The following is a 19503-nucleotide window of genomic DNA, read 5'->3' on the forward strand; positions in this document are numbered from 1 at the left end:
CTATCAATAAAGGAATGATCCCAATTTATGCCTAAAAAATCGATCAGCAATACTGAGCCGAGAAATCGGACAAAACTAGATAAAAATTCACATTCAATAGTAAATATATTAAAAAGTAAGTCAAAATTTCAAATTTATAGTCTTTTAGAGATGTATCCAGAGATCAGCCTAAATCATCTTTGCTTGCTTTTAAAAAAAAAAAAGCCTACTGTCCACGGCCATTTAAAAACTTTAATTGATGTGGGATTAGTTGCGGAACCCCATTTTAAGTCGGTTGAAAGTGATCCTTCACTAGGAAAATCCAAAAAAAATGTTCAAGCATTTTACAGTCTTGTTGAAAACTATCAGGATTTATTGAAAGAAGTTGATCCCAATCCAGAAATCTTAGATGACCTATCCTCCACCGTTATCTTGGATCAAATTGCAACATCTAAAGCGATTTCCAATATCAATATTATGAATTTAACTCGAGTTACTGAGTTTTTTAATAAGGTTGAAAAAAAAATCTTAAAAGAGGGAAAAGTATCTGAAGAATTAGAAACTCTATTTAAATCCATGGTAGGAGTTGAAACGGATAGAAAAGGAATCGATCGGATATATTCTGAATTTACAAATTCCTTTTATTACTTCACTGAAGAACAATTTCACAAATATCGTCTTGCTTATAATACTTTCATGGAAAATTTCTTGAATACAATAGAGTTCAATAAAACTGATTCAAAACGGGCCAAACCGAATTATATTATGTCGGTATCGATACCTATGAAAAAGATAATCGAATTTCTAAATCAATAATCTCTTAAATATTAATTACTGTAGTTGGATAGTAATTATTCAAGATGGTTAGTAAAACTCCAGCAATAATTGATCCTAAAAAAATAAACATTATTATTACTGATTTCAATATGCCGGATTTAAACAGAATTGAATTAGCAAGTGCAATTAAAAAGATTGATGCATCTGTTCCAATAATTCTAATTTCAGGGTCAGAATATTGTTTAAACCGATTGATCTGAAGAAATTAACTAAGGTTTTTTTAGTAATTTGCAAAAAAAAGGCGAATCTTTAGTAGCGAGTTATCATTAAAACAAGAATCACGGATGAAAAAAGAAGGTAAAAATTAGCTCTACAAACTTTTAACACTTTTAAATAAGATAATGAAGCAATTATGATGAATACCGGAATAAATATATATATATAAACATGAAAAAATGCTTGATCTAATACGTTAGGAACTAAATTTTCACCACATTCAATACAGATTTCCGCTTCTCTTTGATAGTTTGCTTCTTTTAATGGAAGAAAAATACTCGCTCTAATCAATCGATTCTTTATTGTTTCTTATAATTTTTTTTAATTGTTGAATTTGAAAGGAAAATTTTTCCTGACCTTTAGGAGTTATTCGCAAAATTTTCAATGGGCGTGGAGAAAATGTAATACGATCTTCAATCCACCCGGCTAAAATAAGCTTTTTCAAATGGTGATCCAAATTTCCAGGTGTACACTTAAGCAACTTCTTCAATTCGGTAAAACCCATTTGGGAATAATTAAATAATAAAAACATGATATTGAAGCGAAGAGGGACTTTCAATAATTCATTAGGAGTAAATAAAGGTAATGGGGGAGGAATTTCTTGTTCTTCCTTTGGTTTTTCTGGGATATTTTTTTTTGTCTTTTCCATGAGTTATTTTTCCCCTGTTGAAGTATCGAGTTCATCATCATGAAAAAGAGCCCCTAACCAACCAAAACCCCCCAATATTAGAAAGCTCCAGAATACAAATTTTCGAGTAAATTCAACTTCATCGGGATGGCTCGACCTAATTATATTTGGATCAATTAGTTTTCGTATAATACAATACGCAATAATTAAACCGATTCCCAAGATCCCGATTACAAACCATATTTTTTGATCCTTCTTATAAATTTTGAGGAGTAGATTCCAAAGAAAGAGCAAAGTAAATATCATCCCTAAAATTAATAGAATCCTTTCATAAGATCCAAAATAGACAAGTAGAAGCATAAGAATTTCGATTACAAGTAGACCTCCCATTCCAACCCAGATTACTTGTTTTTCCTTTGTATGGAGATTCATAGGAGAATCTTGAAGAATGGGAGGAGTTTGCTGGAGTTTTCGTAGCTTCCTATAAAAAAAACTTGTGAGGACTATACCAATGATCAAGATTTCAAGATTCACAAGAAAATGACGTAAAGGGACATCAGAATAATATTCATTATTCAGGAATAATCCAAGCATAATACGAACAAGTTGGCCATTGTAGAATAATTCTGAATAAACAAATGAGAAAAACAGTCCAAATAGTATTAGAAATTGGAAAGATACTATTTGAGTTATATTAGATTCATGTTTTTGCATAAGGGTGATAGCTTTTGCACCCGGAATTTCCTCATCCTCAATTGTATGATTCCGGTTTTTCTGGAGATTTAGGTTCAGGAATTTGAGTTTTTGTTTTTTTTTTCGTTGAATTATTAAAAATTTGATAAATATACCTCCAGAAACCAAACTAAATACCAAGAAGAAATAATGACCTACATGAAAAAATATAAAATTTCCTTGAAATTGGATGTTCGAGAGATTCTCTTTGAATATCCCTCTTCCAATCAAAATAATTGTATTACCTTTGATAACTTCTTCGTGAAAATTGGGATTATCAAACCAAATAGGCTCATAATCGTGATCATCTTCTTCTTCAAGATAGTAAATGTCGAAGATATACTCAGAAATAAAACGAAATGTATTTCCTTCTATCAGAAAGTTGTAGGAATTAAGAAATTTAATCCCAGTATTTGAATCTCGTATTATATTATCTAAAATTGTGGAGTTAATACCAAATAAAAAAGAAATACCCCCATCTATATCATTCTCTGTGAGATTTATGTTATTCGTAATATAGAATTTTAATCGGGGCAAGATATTTTGAACAAACGAGATATCCTGAGAAGAATAAAACTCAATCTCGGTATACTCCGCTGACACTTCATTACTTTTTAGAAAGCATTGAGAAACATTCCACCCCGTTATAGCTTCAACACCGAAATTGCTCGAAATGTAAGTATGAATTAAGTTATTGTTTTCTAAGATAATGTTATGCACATTTCGGAATTGAATATGTTCATATTTTTGATTCCACATTTCATTATGTGTGATGAAGAAATCGTTGCTATCGACGGCTATAATCCCATAATAATAAGCGGTAATATAATTATCTGTGATATTAATTTGACTTGAATATTCAAGACGTACAGCATTAGAATCACTTCCTGAATAAGAATTGAAGTAGCATGACATTATTTTAATATTTTGAGAGCGATTAAATAAAATGGAATAACTTTCTTCTCGATAACCGGGATAAAGATTTCGAAAAGCGCAATTTTTTATAATTAAATATTCGGAAAAATTTGTAAAGTTTAATCCAGCAACACTGGCATTTTGTTCCACAATATAATTTTCTAATATTAAAGGCGAAGTCCAGGAAGTGCCATCTCCAGATTCTGGACTAGTATAATTTTGAAGATCATCCTTAGAAGAAAAAGATTGAGAGGAAAGAGGAATTAAATTGTTCCAATCAATGGACTGAGAAAGAGGGACATAGTTACTTCTTCGACCTTTATCTTCAAATGAAATTTCCGCGAATGATGCAGCCAGACCACTCAATGTGCTGATAAAAATAATAGATAGCAAGAAAGTAAGGATTAATTGATGAGAGTCGGTTTTAGCTTGATGATCCATATTTTTCATTGGTTGTAGAAGCTTTTAAATCCCCAATATATTCTGTGTGACAGATTTCAAAGGTGAATTATAAAAAAATCTAATTGATGTTCTTTCGGATAGTAAACAGAGTTTCCACAGCATCGTCTTTTTCGAGAATTAGAGTTTGGATCAATTCTTCATCTTCAAAACGATTTTCTCTTAAGGAAATGATCTTACGGATGCATTCTTCAATTTTTAAATACAATGTGTAAGAAGGGTTTTGTGAATTTGAAAAATCAATCTTGGGAATAGGTAATGCCAAGACATTGGCTTGGATTAAATGGGGGAATGTTTTTTTCTTAGGATTAGCAAAATTATTATGATAATAGAGCTCGATTAGCTTAGATGAAATGATCCCGAATAAAAATTCAATGGAATACTTGCGAAGCAGTTCAGGGGAATAATCATTCACATTTCCTTTTTCATAGTTAATGGTGGAAGCAGAGTCTGAAACTTGCAAAGAAGAAGAAGAAAGAGTATATTTAAGAGAAAACTGATATATCACTTGAAGAGTATAAAAATTATTGTAATCCAGAGCACCGATAATTCCTTTTCCAGTTTTCCTTAGGAGAATTTTGGGGGAACGAAATTTATCAGGATGTTTATATTTAATTCCATCATACCCAAGCTTAATGGAAAATTCAGACTTCAATTTATAGCGATGGATATCTTCACCTCTTAATAAAGGTACCCACTTTGATTTATTGTCGGTTATAGGGATGTTATTTGTCGGCCGGATGATCATCGCTTGTTCAATCATTTGCTTCTTATATACAAATTCTTTGCATTGATTACATTTTGCACCCACTGCACTATTTAATTTGATAGATTTTTTAAAATGGGAAATCGGATTCCACTTTTTACAAAAAGGACATTGATAGATTTTTCCCACTTTCCCAATCTCAACTCCACGGCTATTAGATACAAAATCGCCAAAAACATAATGAGGGGTGTCTTCAACTTGTTGAACAATGTTAAGAGTCGCTTGAGCAGTGAAAATTGTAAAATTGCAAAAGGGATGTTGAAGAAATGTTTGTTGTGGTATTTCATCCGAGCTCCATTGTGGAAAATAATCTGAATCCATTTGAGAACCAGGTTTTTGGTCCAGTAAGTGGGAGATAATGACATTGTGGTTTGAGGCAGCGGGTATTTTTTTCAAGAAGAGAATAATCGAGGGAACATTTACATCCACAAACACATTTTCACCTAAGTATGATATTTGGAGAATTGTTGTGGTCTTAAGTAAAAATCTACGAAGGGGTTCATAAACCGGATTGAATAAAATGGTACTTGGAATGATTAAAGCAAGAAGCCCTCCCTTCTTTAATATCTTGAGATTTCGCACTACAAAAAGGGAATAAATATCTAATTGGTCTCGAATCTTATAGGGACGTTTCATCGGAGAAGTCGGACTTTTTCCCCCAATGAATTCTTGAGACTCTGTGACTGAACGAATCAACGCATGATAATGGGTTTTTAACAATTTCTGATATGAATCAATTGTAGTCCCCCATGGAGGATTTCCACAAACAATATTGAAAGGTGAATTTGGAACAGTGGACCTTAAACTATCCCGCGCATAAAAATGGTTAGTAAAAGGGGATTTAGATTTCTGAACTTTAGCAGAAAAGAGTTTAAGATTCAGATAGGCAATTTCAAGGGCTAAGGGATCAATATCAACCCCTGAAATATTTGCCTCTGAAAAAAAAGCAGGTATTTTTTGAAGAAAATTACCCGTCCCACAGCTGATATCCGCAATCGAAGGAGAAGATAAAGAGTCAGTTTTAGCTTGCTTGTTCCATTTTTGAGAAAGAATAGTTAAAATATAATCAATCATCCATGGGGGAGTGTAAAATGTGCCTCGTTGATGTTTAAAACTCACATAGGATTCATAGAGACGGGATAAAAAAGTGGAATCATTGACACATGGGCGAAGATGATCAATCAAGTTCTTCAATAATTTGCTAGAATACTCTGAAAAGGATTCAATGCCATTAACAAAGGATATTTTAGCCGATTGAATTGAAAATTGCTGTAGTACGTTATGGCGTAAGGCTGATAAAGGACTAATGGAGGGAGGATCATTCTGAATGTGAGAGCCTCCATCCAAACTTCGCACCAGATATTCGCGCGATTTTGATTCTTTAAGAACCATGAAAATATTTAGCATTAATCGCAATTGTTCTTGTTTACTTACTCGACTTTTTGAGTCAGAAGAACTTTGAAAAATAGCCCATAACGATTCCAGCATATATATTTAAATTCTCGAACCGTTTACATTTAAATGATGCTATTTTTCTCGGATCTGGCAAAAATTTGTAAGAAATTAAAACGGGAATTAGAATTAATCTCAGAAGAGAAATGGCAACTTCAAAATCATACCCTTATCCCATTCCCAGAAATCGAACGTGTTCCAATGAAGCATATCGCAGAGATATATGCTCAGTGTTGCGTGATTTTTTGTGTCCGTCAGAAAATCCTTCCTGATTTACAAAGCAAAATTATAGCAAATTTCTTAGATCTATTTTGGCAAAGGATGGAAATGTGCTCAAAAAAAAAAACCTTAGAAATCAGGAGAGAATTAGCCTCACTTATCGAGGAGGCACTGAATCATGGGAAATTACGGCGGAATAGTATGTTGTCGGAAACGGTGTTTTTAGAAAAAATATATACGGAATTTATCCGATATTATAATAAGAACCAACAAAAATTGCATGGCATAGTGTATACTCCGGATTATATCATCAATTTTATGATGCGACTCCTTCACACAAAGATTCAACAGCACTTTGATCTTCCTCGTGGCCTTAGTTCCCCAGAATTGATTTTGTATGATCCTGCAATCGGATCCCTATCCTTTGAATTGGGAATTCACAATATAGTTAAAAACCCGGATTGGATCAAGACTCAATTTCCGATTCAGTTTTATGGGAATGAATTAAATTATGCTGCATATTTCATCGGGCGGTTCCTTTTAGCTGACAGCATGAATTTTTCTTCCAAAGAGAAGGAAATTTCACTTCAAATTTCTTTTCAATCGGCTTTAACTCCTGAATTTTATGAAACAATTGAAAAACTTCCACACACGAGAACTAAACCGATTATCATCTTTGGTAACCCACCCTATGCGGTTTCCAGTACCAATAAAGATGCTTGGATATATCAGTTAATGACAGCATACGCAGTGAAGGAGCCCAATCTCACCCGTTTGTATGACGATTATGTGAAATTTATTCGCTATGGACAATGGATACTGGAGAAACAAGCTCAAGGCATCTTGGTTTTCATCACCAATCGGAAATATCTGGATGGAAAAGTATTCTATGGCATGCGACAATCCTTGTTGAAATCAATGTCGGACATCTATATCATAGATTTATTTGGGGATGCTCGCAATATAAAAGGAGTTTCGACAGGAACTAATGTTTTTGGAATTCAAACAGGAGTGGCCATCAGCTTATTTTTTAAGAAAAAAAATCTCGATCAAAAAACCGCTACACTTCACTATCTTGGGATTAGGAATGGAGAAGAAGAACTAAAAGAAGTATTGGCACATGAAATACAAAATTTAGGATTTGTGGAACTAACCCCTCAAGCACCTAAGTTTCTTTTTGTTCCAATTACCGTGGAACCAAAATATCAACAAATATGGGACATTCACTGCATTTCCCTTCCAAAATGTTTCATAAAAACAAGTCGAGCCATGATAAGCTCTCGTGACCGATTTATGATCCATGTAGATTCGGATCCATTAAAGGAAAATATCACCTTATTAGAAAAACGTGATTACATTACACTCCGAAAACAGGGTCGAATCAAACAAAATATCGATGCGCTATTTGAAAATGAACAAGTTCTATCACATTTTGATTTTAAAGAGATGAAACGATCAATTACCGCCGTAAATTACCGTCCATTTGATTTACGGCATACAATCTTTTATACCATTAATAGACGATGTGGTAAATCCATCATTTTAGATCATTTGAATCAATCCCCGCTGATTATTGAAGAAATCCTGAAAGGGAAAGAAAATCGAAATCTAAAAAACTCAAATTTAGCATTCAATTTTGTGCAATCAATGCAAAAGCCTCCCTTCACCCATATTTTATGCACTCAAGGGATTGTAGACTCGGGGATCTTCGGATATTCAACTTCTAAAGTCGCTCCGATATGGATAGACGGAAATTTGAATCTTTCGGAGATATATATTTCAAAATTAAAATATGTGTATCCTTCCATCACCGAGAATCAGTTGATTGGATATCTTTACGGAATTTTAAATTCCACAACATTAGCAAGTATCTTTGAACCCATGTTATTCCATGAATTTCCCCGTGTCTTTATTTCTGACAAGGCTGAGTTCATCCAAAAAATTGCTGATCTTGGATTTGAATTAATTCTTCTTCACACCTATAATTTTTCTAGGTTTCAACAACACAAGTATGAGGATTTCTATAAATCGTGGAAGGAATCACTCTCCCATGATATCCAATTAAAATCATGGAGATTCGAAAAAAATTCAATATGTTTCACTTCATTCCAAAATAAAGCCCAAAAATCAGGAAAAACGTATTATAATATTCCTTGTTCTGCAAAAGTTTGGAATTTCAGGATTGGGAGTATTCAAATAGTAGATCATTGGCTAAAAGCGAGAAAATTTAGTTCTTTACAAAGAGGATTAACTCCACCAGATTGGCATCAGTTCTTTCTCATGGTTTTTATTATTCAAGAAACCTTGCTACTTAAAAAGTTAATAGACATGGAACTCCAAAAAAACCCAATAACTATGGGATTTGCATCGAAGATGAATTAAACTTAAATGCTTGGATATAGATAGAAGCTTATGCAAGAAATCTCATTTTGTGGAATAAATTGTTTGAAATGCCCCGCATATATCGCCAAACGAACGAATGATAATGAATTACGGAAAAGAACCGCAATGGAATGGGGATCTGTGGGATTCGTCATTGATCCAGAGAAAATCAGTTGTGACGGTTGCCATTCCAATGGAGAATTACTCATGCATTGTTCAGATTGCAAAGTTCGAAATTGTGGATTGAAAAAAGGAGTTAAGACTTGTGCCGAGTGTCCAGATTATGCTTGTAATGATTTAGAAGAACTGTGGACGAATTTGCATGCCCCTGAAGCGAAAGTGCAATTAGATAACTTGCGTTAATTAATCTATTTTTTTCGATACCAATAACGATATTGCTCTTGAAATCCTAATTTTTCATAAAGGTGGAGAGCTGCGGGATTATTTAACATAACTTGCAAGTAGGCCTTTTGAGCACCATTATTTTTTCCTAATTCAAGCAAATATTGAATGAGCTGCGTCCCGATGCCTTGATTTCGATGATTTTTTGCTACAACAATATCAAACAAACCAATAAATATACCATCTTGAACCCCTAAACCGCATGCAACACACTCATTCTTGTTGTATAATAGTACATAGAATGCTGGAGTCACAATATTGGTTAAAATTCCTTTCAAATTCAACTGATTCTGTTCTGATACTCGATTCATGTGACAATAATGTTTCAACCAGGTCTCATTCACTGCTGTAAAATAATCCATTTTCAATCTCGATTTGGAGTTAAAATCATTAAGTAGGGAAACTTCTTGGACACTGGTTTCATCAATCTTAGAATAACCCCGTTTATCCAAAAACTCTTCAAGATTAAAGGGGGACGCAATTTTAGTTAGCTTAAAAACGCAAGGTAACCCTAGTTGGGAATACTGTGTCTCACACCGAAATATTTTTTCCGATATATTGTCGGTTGAAGGAAATATGGGATTCACTGAATTTGCTCGTTTAGTATAGCCTTTTGCGAAACGTAAGACCCATCCATCATCAATAATAGTCTGAAAACTCGGCCAAGCCCCCATGGTTCGCGATTCCATGTTTCGAATATAGAGTTGTTTTTCAGGAGAAATCATCACTTTGCTTTAGCTTGGAACTCATAAATTTTTTGGGAATTTTTTTTTATAAGTCTAATAATTGAAAAGTAGTACGTATATTCCATTTTCTTTTGATAGCATTTAAGGAAAAATTGCTAAAAACTGTCTACCCTCAACTATAAATATTAAAAAAATTTCATATTATTTAGTAATAATTTGAATACACTGATAGGTATTTAAAATGAATCGAATCGAAACCCGTTTACATTCCAATAATGGAATCCACTGCGCACTTATAATGCGCGCTACTATTGATAATCACAAGGATTATCCGATTGTGGCATTTAAGTGGTGCTAAAACGGCTTCCGAATCGGTTAAAAACTCTTCTTTTCCAAGTTTTTCCGGAATAGCTCTTAAAGTTTGTTGAGCGATTCGGAACTGTTGCTAACACCTTTGAAGCTACAATAGTGCGCAAAAGTTATAAAATGACAAACCCCAAAAAAGTGGATCCATCATTTACAAGGGGTACACACCAATAGGAGTAGCAACCGCACTCAAATTTTTTATATTAGGAATATATCATCCCCAACAATCATTTACTAAAAATCGAACAACGACAACTTTAAATAGGGAAATTTCCTATATAATATTAGAAGAAAACAACTCTTCTAAACATGCTAAAAAAAACCAATCCTGAATAACTAACCTGAACCGTTTGTGAAAAATATGATGTTTACCGAAAAGCTTACCGATTCCTATGATGGAATAAATAATGGTGCACTTGTATATATGCCCGCAGAATCTACTGTGAAGCATTTACGCATTTGTGACATTATTAATTGGTAAGTGTGTCTCGGCAAGCATCAAGAATTGCAACGCGTTCCAGAACCATTTCATGAAAAATGGCGGGATGGAAATGCATGGCTTCTTTTCCTCTGGTGCTTGGCACCGAGACTACCTTAAACTATAATAATTTCATTAAACACTAGAAAGAATTTCTTTCAGTCAGTGAATTTAACTCAGCCCCTTTTTTTCAGCATCATCTACCCAACAAAAACCTACAATACAGACACCAAAAAACCAACCAAAATCTATCCCACACTGAGGAAAAAAACGAAATGAGCGTATTAGAAAAAATCAAACCCCTAGACGACCAGGAATCATTTACCTACTTTGATTCTTTAGAAGCGGAACTCGAAGCCCTATCCTTATTGGATACAGAAAGCATAAGTACCTTCGAATTTAATAAGAATGAAGTGTTACAAGCAGACTTACGCTCTCGCGGATATCGTATTCCGACTTTAAGCGTCGAACGCTCATCACCGCTTCCTATGGGAATAGAAAAAGAGTTTCACTTACCAACCACAACCCATGACATCTACGAAGAAACTTCTTTCACGGAGCTATGCGGACTTTTGTCCAAACTTGAACCTGGGGAAGAAGTTTCTTTTCAATTACAATTGGATTATAAAAGTATCTGGAGGGGATTAACCGGCAAAGAAATGTAAATATACTAACACTTTCAGTCATATAAAAAAAATTCCTTGACCAAAAAAAAAATTAACATGAGGTGACCAGACGAGACCTGTAAAAGAAAAAAAAAAGAAAAACTGAAAAACATGATGTATCTCCTTGGTGGGATATAAAACTAATCAAGAATTCACCAAATAATCACAACAACAACCGCAAAAAAAAAACAATATGAGGTGACTCGACAAAACTAAAAAGGAAAAAAAACATAAAAAAAACGGATTAACTAACCAACTGTAATGGGATGGAGCAAAAACCAAATTTTATTCAATTCCATCCCATTACGCCAATCATTATCTTTATTTTTACTGAATTTTGCCATAAATTACTAACAATTCCTCTCTAGAAAGAATAATATAATCATCTCGCGATACCGATTGTGTCCGATTTACATAAAAATTCTTAATCCAAACCGCTTCACTATCGCGAATTTCATAACATTGGATATAAAGGTTCAATTCCAGTACTTTTAAAATGAGTGGTATCATCAAAATTTCTTCTTTGGTTAAAGGTTTTAGTCTAAAATATCCAGAAAGTAGAGGAACAACAAATTTTTGGATGATTTCGTCGTTTGATTTTAGGGTCATTATCGCATAATCTAAAATTAGAACGCTCAAATCCATAACAGGATGACCAAGAATCATATCATCAAAATCGATAAAGCCAATCTCTTGAGGATCTTTTTGGAGGACAATGTTTGCAAAATGCATATCACCATGAATCAACTGACATTGCATAGGTTCGTGGGACAATTTGTTGAAAAAAGAGTGGTATCGATCAACTATTGAATTATCAACTTGTCCAAAGTCGAACTGAGTAAAGAGATTTTCCTGCTGATTCCAAAGCTTATAATGGGAGTCAAATCCACCTTTAGATAATTCATTATGAAATCGAGCTAAGTTTTCTCCAAGGATTTCAACAACATTTGAAGTTAACAATGACATATGTTCCTCAATTACGTGCCCTTGGATTTTTTGGAAAACGGTTATTTGATAATTATTACCCTCAAATTGACAGAAGGTGTTACAATTTCCGTGAATATTCGGAATGGGGTTGCGCACTATAATATTTTTAGAAGCTAAATAAAATAATATTTGAGTTTGGATCTCTTCGGTTGGAGAAGATCGGGTTGTTTCAAGGATTTTTACAATTAATGAGCCTTGATTAGATTCAACATCAAATGTATTTGCCCAATTTCCTCCATTTAATTGAAGAATTGAAAGTGCATTAATATGGTAAGATTGTTCTAACCAAGAAATGATTGAAGATTCCATTTTCTGTAAAATATTGAATATTTCTTCTTCCTTATTTCTTCGTATTATATTTATAGTTTTAAACAAGTATACATTTTATTAAACTTAGAATTATGAGAAAAAAGATTGAAGATCTTTAAATTAGAGAGTAAAAATCTATGAGCTTTGATTTGGAAAATTAGTTCGAATTAAATGCTGAACCTTTCTCAACTTTAAACCCAACGATTCGTATTCCTCATAGTACTCTTTTGGAGAAATTTGATGACGCATGAATTTAGATTTTAATTCAGCAATTTCTCTTTCATACTTTATTTGTTTGGTATAAAGGGGCTTAAACTCATTAATTCTGATAACTTCTTCAATCATTTGATTGCTTTTTTTTTTCTTACGCATATAATTCATTTCCTTGAAATGTTTATTTTTCTAATATTTTTGCTTTTTTTAGTAGAGATTCATCAATTTGCATCAACCGACGTGAAATTTGCTCAAATTCGCTATAACATGCTTTATCAGAGAGGTCTTTATCAAAATAAGCATCCTTTAATTCATTGCACCGGAGTCGTAAAGTTTGTTTTTCATGTAATAATTCCAAATATTGGTGTTCGACCTGTTGCACGTCCAATTTTTCAGATGCAGTATCATTTGGTACGTTAAGCACTCTTACATAAACCTCTTTAATTTTTACTTTGTTGAATTGTTTTAGAAATGAGTAATTAAGTTAATAAAAAAAACTCGAATATTTAATAATATGGGAATAGAAATATTCCCAAGAAAGAAAGAATACAATTGGAAAATACGAAATTATTCAAAAAATATGATGATAAAATGGGATGAATTATTTTTGGAGTTGAACTGATTCGAGTAGTTTTGCATATTGTTCGGCTAAATTATCATAGGCTTCTTGCAATTCATTAATATGATTCGTTAGAAAGGTGATCATAGTTTGAGCATCATCTCGATTCATGATATTGGCATTAGGATCTTCCAATGCAACTTCTGTTCCTCGAATGGTCAGATTTTTGTCAATATAGAGAGTGGTAATTATATCTGCTCCAATTTTTTCGAAGTGTTTCTCAGGCTCTCCTTGAAATTTATGGATAAAGAAATGAACGAAGGGATAATGAGTTTTTCCCTCTGCAAAATCTATAGGAAGATCTATGGAATGGCGTTTCTTACAAATTGCGCAGAAGTACATTTTGGTCACAGTTTCAGTCATTGAGATCAATGATGTTCATCGCACCAATAAATGCTTTTTTTTTAAGAAAGAAAAAATTTGAACTTAATTGTGAAAAGAAATTTAAAAAAAAGGGTAGTTTAGAATTGGTTTACATTTTAACAATAACGGCTTCACCCATTCCGCCCCCAATACAAAGGGTAGCAAGACCATAGGTAGATTTGCGTTTCATCATTTCATAAAGAAGGGTGACGAAAATACGAGCACCACTAGCGCCAATAGGATGACCGATCGCAATTGCACCACCATTTACATTAACTATTTCAGTATTTAACCCAAGTTCTTTCACAACAGCAAGAGATTGAGAGGCAAAAGCTTCATTGGCTTCAATTAAATCAAGATCGTCAACTTTTAAATTTGCTTTGGCTAAGGCTTTACGGGTGGCAGGAATTGGGCCAGTCCCCATAATTTTTGGATCCACTCCAGCAGAAGCATGAGACACAATGGTTGCCATAGGAGTAAGGCCTAATTCATCAGCTTTTTCTTTGGACATTAATACGATTGCTGCAGCCCCATCATTGATTCCGGAAGCATTTCCTGCAGTGACGGTCCCATCTTTCTTAAAAGCTGGGCGTAGTTTGGCCAATTTTTCTGCAGTAGTGCCATCACGGATAAATTCATCAGTATCAAAAATAATCGGATCTTTGCGACGTTGTGGAATTTCAACAGGGACAATTTCATCTTTGAATCGGCCTTCATTTTTGGCTTTAGAAGCTCTTTGTTGACTAGTAGCAGCAAATTGATCTTGTTCTTCACGAGTTAATTTCCATTGAGCAGCAATATTTTCAGCCGTAATACCCATATGGTAATCATTAAAAACTTCCCACAATCCATCCTTTACCATACTATCATAAAGTTCACCCGGTCCCATTCGATATCCCCATCGTGCATTTTTCACAAGATATGGTGCCATACTCATGCTTTCAGTCCCACCAGCAACTACAATATCATTATCACCCGCGATAATCGATTGAACACCAAGGGAAACGGTTTTTAATCCCGATCCACAAATCATGTTAATGGTAGAAGCAGGTACTTCTTGGGGAATTCCAGCTCCCATCGAGGCTTGACGACCAACACCTTGACCATATCCGGCTTGAAGAACACAGCCCATAAACACTTCATCCACTTTATCACCAGGAATATTGGCGCGTTTTAACGCTTCCTTTATTACCAAAGATCCTAAAGTAACAGCAGAGGTCTGTTTTAAAGCCCCTCCAAAGGATCCAACAGCAGTTCGCACTGCACTTATGACTACAACTTCTTTCATTTTGATTTCCTCAAAATTTGATTGATTTTTTTAGAATAAGAGATATTCTTACTAAAAAATCATGAATTTCAAACAATACAAATCCCTTAAATGAATGAAAAAATATAAAGTTAGGAATATTTTAATGCGGGGATCAAAAAGGTGTTAAAAAAAAATTAGAGATAGTTTTCGCATTTAATACAAAAAGTCACGCCTTCTTTAATACTAGCTCCACAATGAGGGCAAGTTTTGGTCGGTTTTCCGTCAGATGACTGGGCACCATAGGTAAAGGACATATCACTAAATTCATCATTAGTTTTTTTTGATTTTTTAGAGGATTTTACCTTTTTCGGCTTCATTTCGTAATCTTGTTTGGTAGGATCAAATTTCAAAGCCCCAATCAAAGCCCCAAAAGCTCCCCCTATCAAACAACCTTCTAAACATGCCAAAATCAAAGAAAGAATTGGATGCAAATCTGTCAATCCCGCAAAAATACCATTGATAACTCCCGATCCAACGTTACCTGCACCAGCAGCACCTAATATATAGGTTAAACCAATATAAATGAGGGAGCCAAACACAATGTAACCAATAGCCAAGCGAACTCCAATCATGATGCCATCTTTAGCTTTTTTGGCAAAAAGCAGAGAGGTAATCCCAATACATAGGATCCATGGAATAAGTAACGCAATTGCCATTCCCGGTTCATCGGGTCGATAATAGAGCATCCAGTGGATCGGAAACATCAATACAGATCCAATTCCCATAAATCCACCAACCAAAAGAGAAATAAACGTGCCAGCCCCACTACCTGTCACAGTTTCAAGCAACCCTCTGATAGCGGCCCCTAAATTCACAAATAAACTTCCCGAAATCGCATTTCCAAGATCAAAGAAAACGAATGAAACCCCTGACATTAAAATTAAGCAACAAGAGGCAAGACAATTCACACAACAGTTTTTAAAACATCCCATCGTTTTTCATATTTCCAAGTTTTTTTTTATATATCACAATCAAATTGACCAATTTTATACTTTTGTCTTTGTATCATGACCAACTTATTTTGCTGAAAGAAATTTATAAATAGGTATATAGTCATGTCAGTCACGAGTACTTTCTATAAAGATACTAACGAAATTTGAATGTGATAAATTTGAATAAATCAAAATCAATTGATGGAAAACCCATCTTTATTATAAGCCTATTTCTTCTCTCCGTCTTGAGCAGCTCAACTATCAGTCTTCAAGCAGCTAGCGCAACAACAGAACCGCAAGGAGAAATATCGGCAGACCAGGCAAAAGAGGTCACCAATGCATTGGAGCAAACTTTTGGAATGTTTCGAGAATTTGGAGCCAGCGGGGAAGCCTTTGCCACGGTCTTTGAAATGATGTTTGAGAACTTCGCGAATATGTCGGCCACACAAGAAATGGCTGGTACATACGTGTTAAATGCCTCATATATTAGTGATCAAGAATCAGGTTCCTATGAATATGGAAGTGGTGATAGTTGGGAATATACACCTTGGGGCGTATATGATTTGGAAAACGCAACCGAAACTTCGGATCAAGATGAATATCCGTATTTGTTGGTAAATGAAACGGGAGTAATAAATTATAACCGAACTGAAGGAGCATCGGTAACTTTCATTATTTGGGATCAAGATGATTCCTTCATTAATGCAATTGATAAACTGCTTTCTACTTTTCAAGAATTTCTTCGATTGGATGAGCAACAAAGATCAGGAGAACTCGAAGATGATGAAGCTTTGGCTCAAGCGATCAGCACGTTAATTTCTGCTGTGAGTTATTTCTTGATCCATATAAATGATATCATTACTGGAGATGAAGTTATCATTTTCAATGCTATTGGGTTTACCAATTACGAAGCGGATTTCAATGGAACAATCCTTGCAGAATGGTATATAACTGAAGATTATGAAATGACAAATAATCGAACTTTGGATGAAGCCTATCCGGCATGGGAAGAGAATTATCGCAGTATTGCTCATGAATATAACGATGATTACATGCTATATATGATGGATATGCAAAATAATATCACCGAGGGAAAATTTGAACAACGTTATCAGAATTACACCACCTTTAGTTTTGATATTATTGAAATTTGGCTCAAAGAATTTCAAGTATCGATTGATGCTGAAGCAATTATGGGAGCAATCACCCAAAATGAAGAAGCTTTCGCAGGAAAAACAGCAACTGATATATTCCAAGAACTTTCTATTGAATTCTATATCTTCACTCATCATTTCTCGAACTTCTACCTTTTTGATGATACAAAGTATGAAAACCATCCAGATACCACAATTGCTGCGAATGCAGGGAATGGGGTCCCAGATGTATTATTTGAAGATGTTGGTGTTTTTGAAGGAGAAACAGTGCAACGTATTTCCGATACCGAAGTTGAAGATTACATCTTGTTACGGGGGGCAACCAAATGGACGTTTAATGAACCAACTTATGAAGGAGGAAAAATGAAATGGGGTATTCGCGCCGATGGGGTAGCTTTCAGAGTTATTCCGCTAGGCATGAAAGATGATGAAGTCAATGAAACCGTTGCTCCAACCGAACATATGGATTATTTAGAGCTTGGATTTAGTTTTGAGCCATCCAAACGATTGGATGTTAATACTGGGGAGTATTTCAATGCCCAAGGGGAACAAACAATGGGTCGTGCACAAGTAAAGCTTCTTCAAAGTTTTGGAGCTTGGGATTTAGACACTGATAATAAACCTTTCACTCCAAAGCTGAAAGACACTGAAATGGATCTGGCAGTAGTGTATATGAGCGCTATTTTACACTTTAAATTGCTCATTCAGAACAAAGAAATTGCTTCGGGATATGAAGAACCAGATCAGGCATTATTGAACGAATCAAATTATAACTCAGAAACCCATAAAGTGAATGTAGGAGATATCGACCAAGAATTACCTTTAGCAGAAATCGACATTGCTGGTCCAGCCTACGATCAAACTCCAGCAACAGGTGGAACATCGGTGGAACATCCTGCCAAAACTACAACAATCCCAACCGTCTTTGCTGAATGGGAAGGCCAAAATAGTGAAACTTACGTGCAAGAGGATAATTCTACTGGAAGAATAAATAGTACGGTCAACGTGGATCTTTCATTACTAATGTATGCAGTTAGTTATGATACCTTCGGTCAGAATGGATTTACATCAGGAGATGAAATTGTGCATGATCCGACCTTTTCAATTTTCATTACCAGAGAAATCACTGTCCCTTGGGCAGTTATCATCGTTGTTGCGGGAGTTGGAATGGTAGGAATTGCCGCTTTCATGCTTAACAAGAAAAAAATGAGTAAATTTTAGTCTTGAAGTATTATTTTTTTAGCTTTTTTTTAACTATTTTTTATTCCCCATTTATCCACTACACATTTTTCTCATGGATTAAAAAAATAAATTCTCCTTCTATCTACAGAAGACCAATCAATTAAGAAAATCAGTGCTTTGTGGATTCATTATTTGGGAGTTTTTTGTTCAATTCTGGATTCATTTAAAATTGTTGGAAGAAAATCTTTAATTGGACATTTACTAGAATCCTCTTTCCATTCACATTGATCACATTGTTTTTCCATAGAGCGGAATCGAATAAACGCAACTGGAATTATCAATACTGCGCAAATTCCCCAAATTAAAAAAATTATTTGGAAAAATGACTTAATCTCAAAGAAATTCAAAAAAAAACTAACAATTATTCCAATTCCAGTTCCATTGGTAATTTTTTGTCCAATTTTAATTACTTTGATTTCAGTTAATCTTGTAATACTTAAACCCAAAGTTCCAAAAAGAAGAAAACCTATAACTAAAAGCCAAATGTGAAGATTTTTATCAGTTATCGGAAATATTAAAAAATTGCTTATTAAAAATGATAATAAAATAGATGGATAACCAACAAAACAACCAATACAAAATCGATTTCTTCCTATATGAAGAACATGATCATGAAATTTCTCACAATCTGGATGATGACTTAATAATAATGGTTTAATTCTTCTAAAGACGATTTTTAACTCTTCTTTTGTAGTTAACTTATTGATATCCATTTAATGGATAAATCTATTATTATTTCTATATTCTTTTATTTTCTACAGTATTTTTGAAGTAAAGGTTTGGGTCAAATCTTTTAAATAAAAGAAGGCTAGATTTTTAAGCGAGGCAAAACCTCAAAGTGATTAAATAATGGAAATAGCAGATTTTCTTATCACCTTGTTTTTAGGTGTTCTAGGTATTCATAGATTCATGAAAGGGTATACAAAATCAGGAATTCTATATTTATGCACCGGTGGACTTTTAGGCGTTGGTTGGTTAATTGACATCATCTTTACCGTAACTGACAAAGAATTAATTATTGCAAAGTAGGATATTCAATCTATTACTGGATTTTTTTTTGTTTTTTTCATGAATTTTAGAAAGCACCATACTAAACCTTCCGAGTCTATATTTTGCAAGGTCAAGCGAAAATGTCAAAGCGATAGATAATCATCAAAGATAATGAATAAACTTGGTTAGAAGTCCAATCTTAT

Annotated in this window: 18 protein-coding genes; 7 read left to right on the plus strand and 11 right to left on the minus strand. The window is 34.1% G+C overall.

What is annotated here, in order from left to right:
• The first annotated feature begins 27 nt into the window (after positions 1–27).
• Positions 28–795 carry a hypothetical protein gene (locus tag NEF87_RS11870; protein ID WP_371806783.1) on the plus strand — a complete coding sequence of 256 codons (768 nt, stop codon included), beginning with the start codon at positions 28–30 and terminating at the stop codon, positions 793–795.
• Between the two features lie 44 nt (positions 796–839).
• Positions 840–1016 (plus strand): response regulator transcription factor, encoded by a 177-nt coding sequence (locus tag NEF87_RS11875; RefSeq protein ID WP_457919977.1) that lies wholly within the window; start codon positions 840–842, stop codon positions 1014–1016.
• A 299-nt stretch (positions 1017–1315) separates the two neighbouring features.
• Here NEF87_RS11875 and NEF87_RS11880 read toward each other — a convergent pair whose 3' ends face one another.
• The 3 genes from NEF87_RS11880 to NEF87_RS11890 form a co-directional block, all read right to left on the minus strand.
• The gene (locus NEF87_RS11880) at positions 1316–1681 is read right to left on the minus strand and encodes a transcriptional regulator (protein WP_457919978.1); all 366 of its coding nucleotides are present in this window, start codon (positions 1679–1681) and stop codon (positions 1316–1318) included.
• Positions 1682–1684: 3 nt separating this feature from the next.
• Positions 1685–3748 carry a right-handed parallel beta-helix repeat-containing protein gene (locus NEF87_RS11885; protein ID WP_457919979.1) on the minus strand — a complete coding sequence of 688 codons (2064 nt, stop codon included), beginning with the start codon at positions 3746–3748 and terminating at the stop codon, positions 1685–1687.
• 79 nt (positions 3749–3827) lie between these two features.
• Positions 3828–6020 (minus strand): Eco57I restriction-modification methylase domain-containing protein, encoded by a 2193-nt coding sequence (locus tag NEF87_RS11890; RefSeq protein WP_457919980.1) that lies wholly within the window; start codon positions 6018–6020, stop codon positions 3828–3830.
• A 33-nt stretch (positions 6021–6053) separates the two neighbouring features.
• Between NEF87_RS11890 and NEF87_RS11895 the strand changes: the two genes are divergently transcribed.
• A complete protein-coding gene (locus tag NEF87_RS11895; RefSeq protein WP_457919981.1) occupies positions 6054–8585 on the plus strand; it encodes a type ISP restriction/modification enzyme in 2532 nt (843 codons plus the stop codon).
• Between the two features lie 30 nt (positions 8586–8615).
• Positions 8616–8948, plus strand: coding sequence for a DUF3795 domain-containing protein (locus NEF87_RS11900; protein ID WP_457919982.1), 333 nt, complete (start codon positions 8616–8618; stop codon positions 8946–8948).
• A 5-nt stretch (positions 8949–8953) separates the two neighbouring features.
• Here the strand turns inward: NEF87_RS11900 and NEF87_RS11905 are convergent, their stop codons facing one another.
• On the minus strand, positions 8954–9712 hold the full coding sequence (locus NEF87_RS11905) for a GNAT family N-acetyltransferase (protein ID WP_457919983.1): 759 nt from the start codon (positions 9710–9712) through the stop codon (positions 8954–8956).
• A 1080-nt stretch (positions 9713–10792) separates the two neighbouring features.
• On the opposite strand from NEF87_RS11905, the gene NEF87_RS11910 reads away from it, so the two are divergent.
• Complete coding sequence (locus NEF87_RS11910; RefSeq protein ID WP_371806788.1) at positions 10793–11182, plus strand: hypothetical protein; 390 nt, start codon at positions 10793–10795, stop codon at positions 11180–11182.
• 327 nt (positions 11183–11509) lie between these two features.
• Here the strand turns inward: NEF87_RS11910 and NEF87_RS11915 are convergent, their stop codons facing one another.
• From NEF87_RS11915 to NEF87_RS11940, 6 genes are all read right to left on the minus strand, one after another.
• Positions 11510–12478, minus strand: coding sequence for a phosphotransferase enzyme family protein (locus NEF87_RS11915; RefSeq protein ID WP_457919984.1), 969 nt, complete (start codon positions 12476–12478; stop codon positions 11510–11512).
• A gap of 135 nt (positions 12479–12613) precedes the next feature.
• Complete coding sequence (locus tag NEF87_RS11920; RefSeq protein ID WP_457919985.1) at positions 12614–12850, minus strand: hypothetical protein; 237 nt, start codon at positions 12848–12850, stop codon at positions 12614–12616.
• Positions 12851–12872: 22 nt separating this feature from the next.
• Entirely contained in the window at positions 12873–13115 is a 243-nt protein-coding gene (locus tag NEF87_RS11925) for a hypothetical protein (protein WP_371806791.1), read from the minus strand.
• 177 nt (positions 13116–13292) lie between these two features.
• Positions 13293–13673 carry a hypothetical protein gene (locus tag NEF87_RS11930; RefSeq protein ID WP_371806792.1) on the minus strand — a complete coding sequence of 127 codons (381 nt, stop codon included), beginning with the start codon at positions 13671–13673 and terminating at the stop codon, positions 13293–13295.
• 109 nt (positions 13674–13782) lie between these two features.
• Complete coding sequence (locus NEF87_RS11935) at positions 13783–14961, minus strand: acetyl-CoA C-acetyltransferase (RefSeq protein WP_457919986.1); 1179 nt, start codon at positions 14959–14961, stop codon at positions 13783–13785.
• Positions 14962–15116: 155 nt separating this feature from the next.
• The gene (locus NEF87_RS11940; RefSeq protein WP_371806794.1) at positions 15117–15857 is read right to left on the minus strand and encodes a zinc ribbon domain-containing protein; all 741 of its coding nucleotides are present in this window, start codon (positions 15855–15857) and stop codon (positions 15117–15119) included.
• A gap of 236 nt (positions 15858–16093) precedes the next feature.
• On the opposite strand from NEF87_RS11940, the gene NEF87_RS11945 reads away from it, so the two are divergent.
• Positions 16094–18289 carry a hypothetical protein gene (locus tag NEF87_RS11945; protein ID WP_371806795.1) on the plus strand — a complete coding sequence of 732 codons (2196 nt, stop codon included), beginning with the start codon at positions 16094–16096 and terminating at the stop codon, positions 18287–18289.
• A gap of 149 nt (positions 18290–18438) precedes the next feature.
• Here NEF87_RS11945 and NEF87_RS11950 read toward each other — a convergent pair whose 3' ends face one another.
• On the minus strand, positions 18439–19023 hold the full coding sequence (locus tag NEF87_RS11950) for a hypothetical protein (RefSeq protein WP_457919987.1): 585 nt from the start codon (positions 19021–19023) through the stop codon (positions 18439–18441).
• Positions 19024–19159: 136 nt separating this feature from the next.
• Between NEF87_RS11950 and NEF87_RS11955 the strand changes: the two genes are divergently transcribed.
• On the plus strand, positions 19160–19339 hold the full coding sequence (locus tag NEF87_RS11955) for a TM2 domain-containing protein (protein WP_457919988.1): 180 nt from the start codon (positions 19160–19162) through the stop codon (positions 19337–19339).
• Positions 19340–19503 lie beyond the last annotated feature (164 nt).

This window comes from Candidatus Lokiarchaeum ossiferum (assembly GCA_025839675.1).
Lineage (GTDB): Archaea > Asgardarchaeota > Lokiarchaeia > Sigyniarchaeales > Promethearchaeaceae > Lokiarchaeum > Lokiarchaeum ossiferum.

Excerpts from the sequence above, each read along its gene's own strand:
- NEF87_RS11885 (WP_457919979.1), bottom strand. The coding sequence starts at position 3,748 with ATGGATCATCAAGCTAAAACCGACTCTCATCAATTAATCCTTACTTTC.
- NEF87_RS11940 (WP_371806794.1), bottom strand. The coding sequence starts at position 15,857 with ATGTCAGGGGTTTCATTCGTTTTCTTTGATCTTGGAAATGCGATTTCG.
- NEF87_RS11900 (WP_457919982.1), top strand. The coding sequence starts at position 8,616 with ATGCAAGAAATCTCATTTTGTGGAATAAATTGTTTGAAATGCCCCGCA.
- NEF87_RS11955 (WP_457919988.1), top strand. The coding sequence starts at position 19,160 with ATGGAAATAGCAGATTTTCTTATCACCTTGTTTTTAGGTGTTCTAGGT.
- NEF87_RS11930 (WP_371806792.1), bottom strand. The coding sequence starts at position 13,673 with ATGACTGAAACTGTGACCAAAATGTACTTCTGCGCAATTTGTAAGAAA.
- NEF87_RS11870 (WP_371806783.1), top strand. The coding sequence starts at position 28 with ATGCCTAAAAAATCGATCAGCAATACTGAGCCGAGAAATCGGACAAAA.
- NEF87_RS11910 (WP_371806788.1), top strand. The coding sequence starts at position 10,793 with ATGAGCGTATTAGAAAAAATCAAACCCCTAGACGACCAGGAATCATTT.
- NEF87_RS11920 (WP_457919985.1), bottom strand. The coding sequence starts at position 12,850 with ATGCGTAAGAAAAAAAAAAGCAATCAAATGATTGAAGAAGTTATCAGA.
- NEF87_RS11890 (WP_457919980.1), bottom strand. The coding sequence starts at position 6,020 with ATGCTGGAATCGTTATGGGCTATTTTTCAAAGTTCTTCTGACTCAAAA.
- NEF87_RS11935 (WP_457919986.1), bottom strand. The coding sequence starts at position 14,961 with ATGAAAGAAGTTGTAGTCATAAGTGCAGTGCGAACTGCTGTTGGATCC.
- NEF87_RS11895 (WP_457919981.1), top strand. The coding sequence starts at position 6,054 with ATGATGCTATTTTTCTCGGATCTGGCAAAAATTTGTAAGAAATTAAAA.
- NEF87_RS11950 (WP_457919987.1), bottom strand. The coding sequence starts at position 19,023 with ATGGATATCAATAAGTTAACTACAAAAGAAGAGTTAAAAATCGTCTTT.
- NEF87_RS11880 (WP_457919978.1), bottom strand. The coding sequence starts at position 1,681 with ATGGAAAAGACAAAAAAAAATATCCCAGAAAAACCAAAGGAAGAACAA.
- NEF87_RS11875 (WP_457919977.1), top strand. The coding sequence starts at position 840 with ATGGTTAGTAAAACTCCAGCAATAATTGATCCTAAAAAAATAAACATT.
- NEF87_RS11905 (WP_457919983.1), bottom strand. The coding sequence starts at position 9,712 with ATGATTTCTCCTGAAAAACAACTCTATATTCGAAACATGGAATCGCGA.
- NEF87_RS11915 (WP_457919984.1), bottom strand. The coding sequence starts at position 12,478 with ATGGAATCTTCAATCATTTCTTGGTTAGAACAATCTTACCATATTAAT.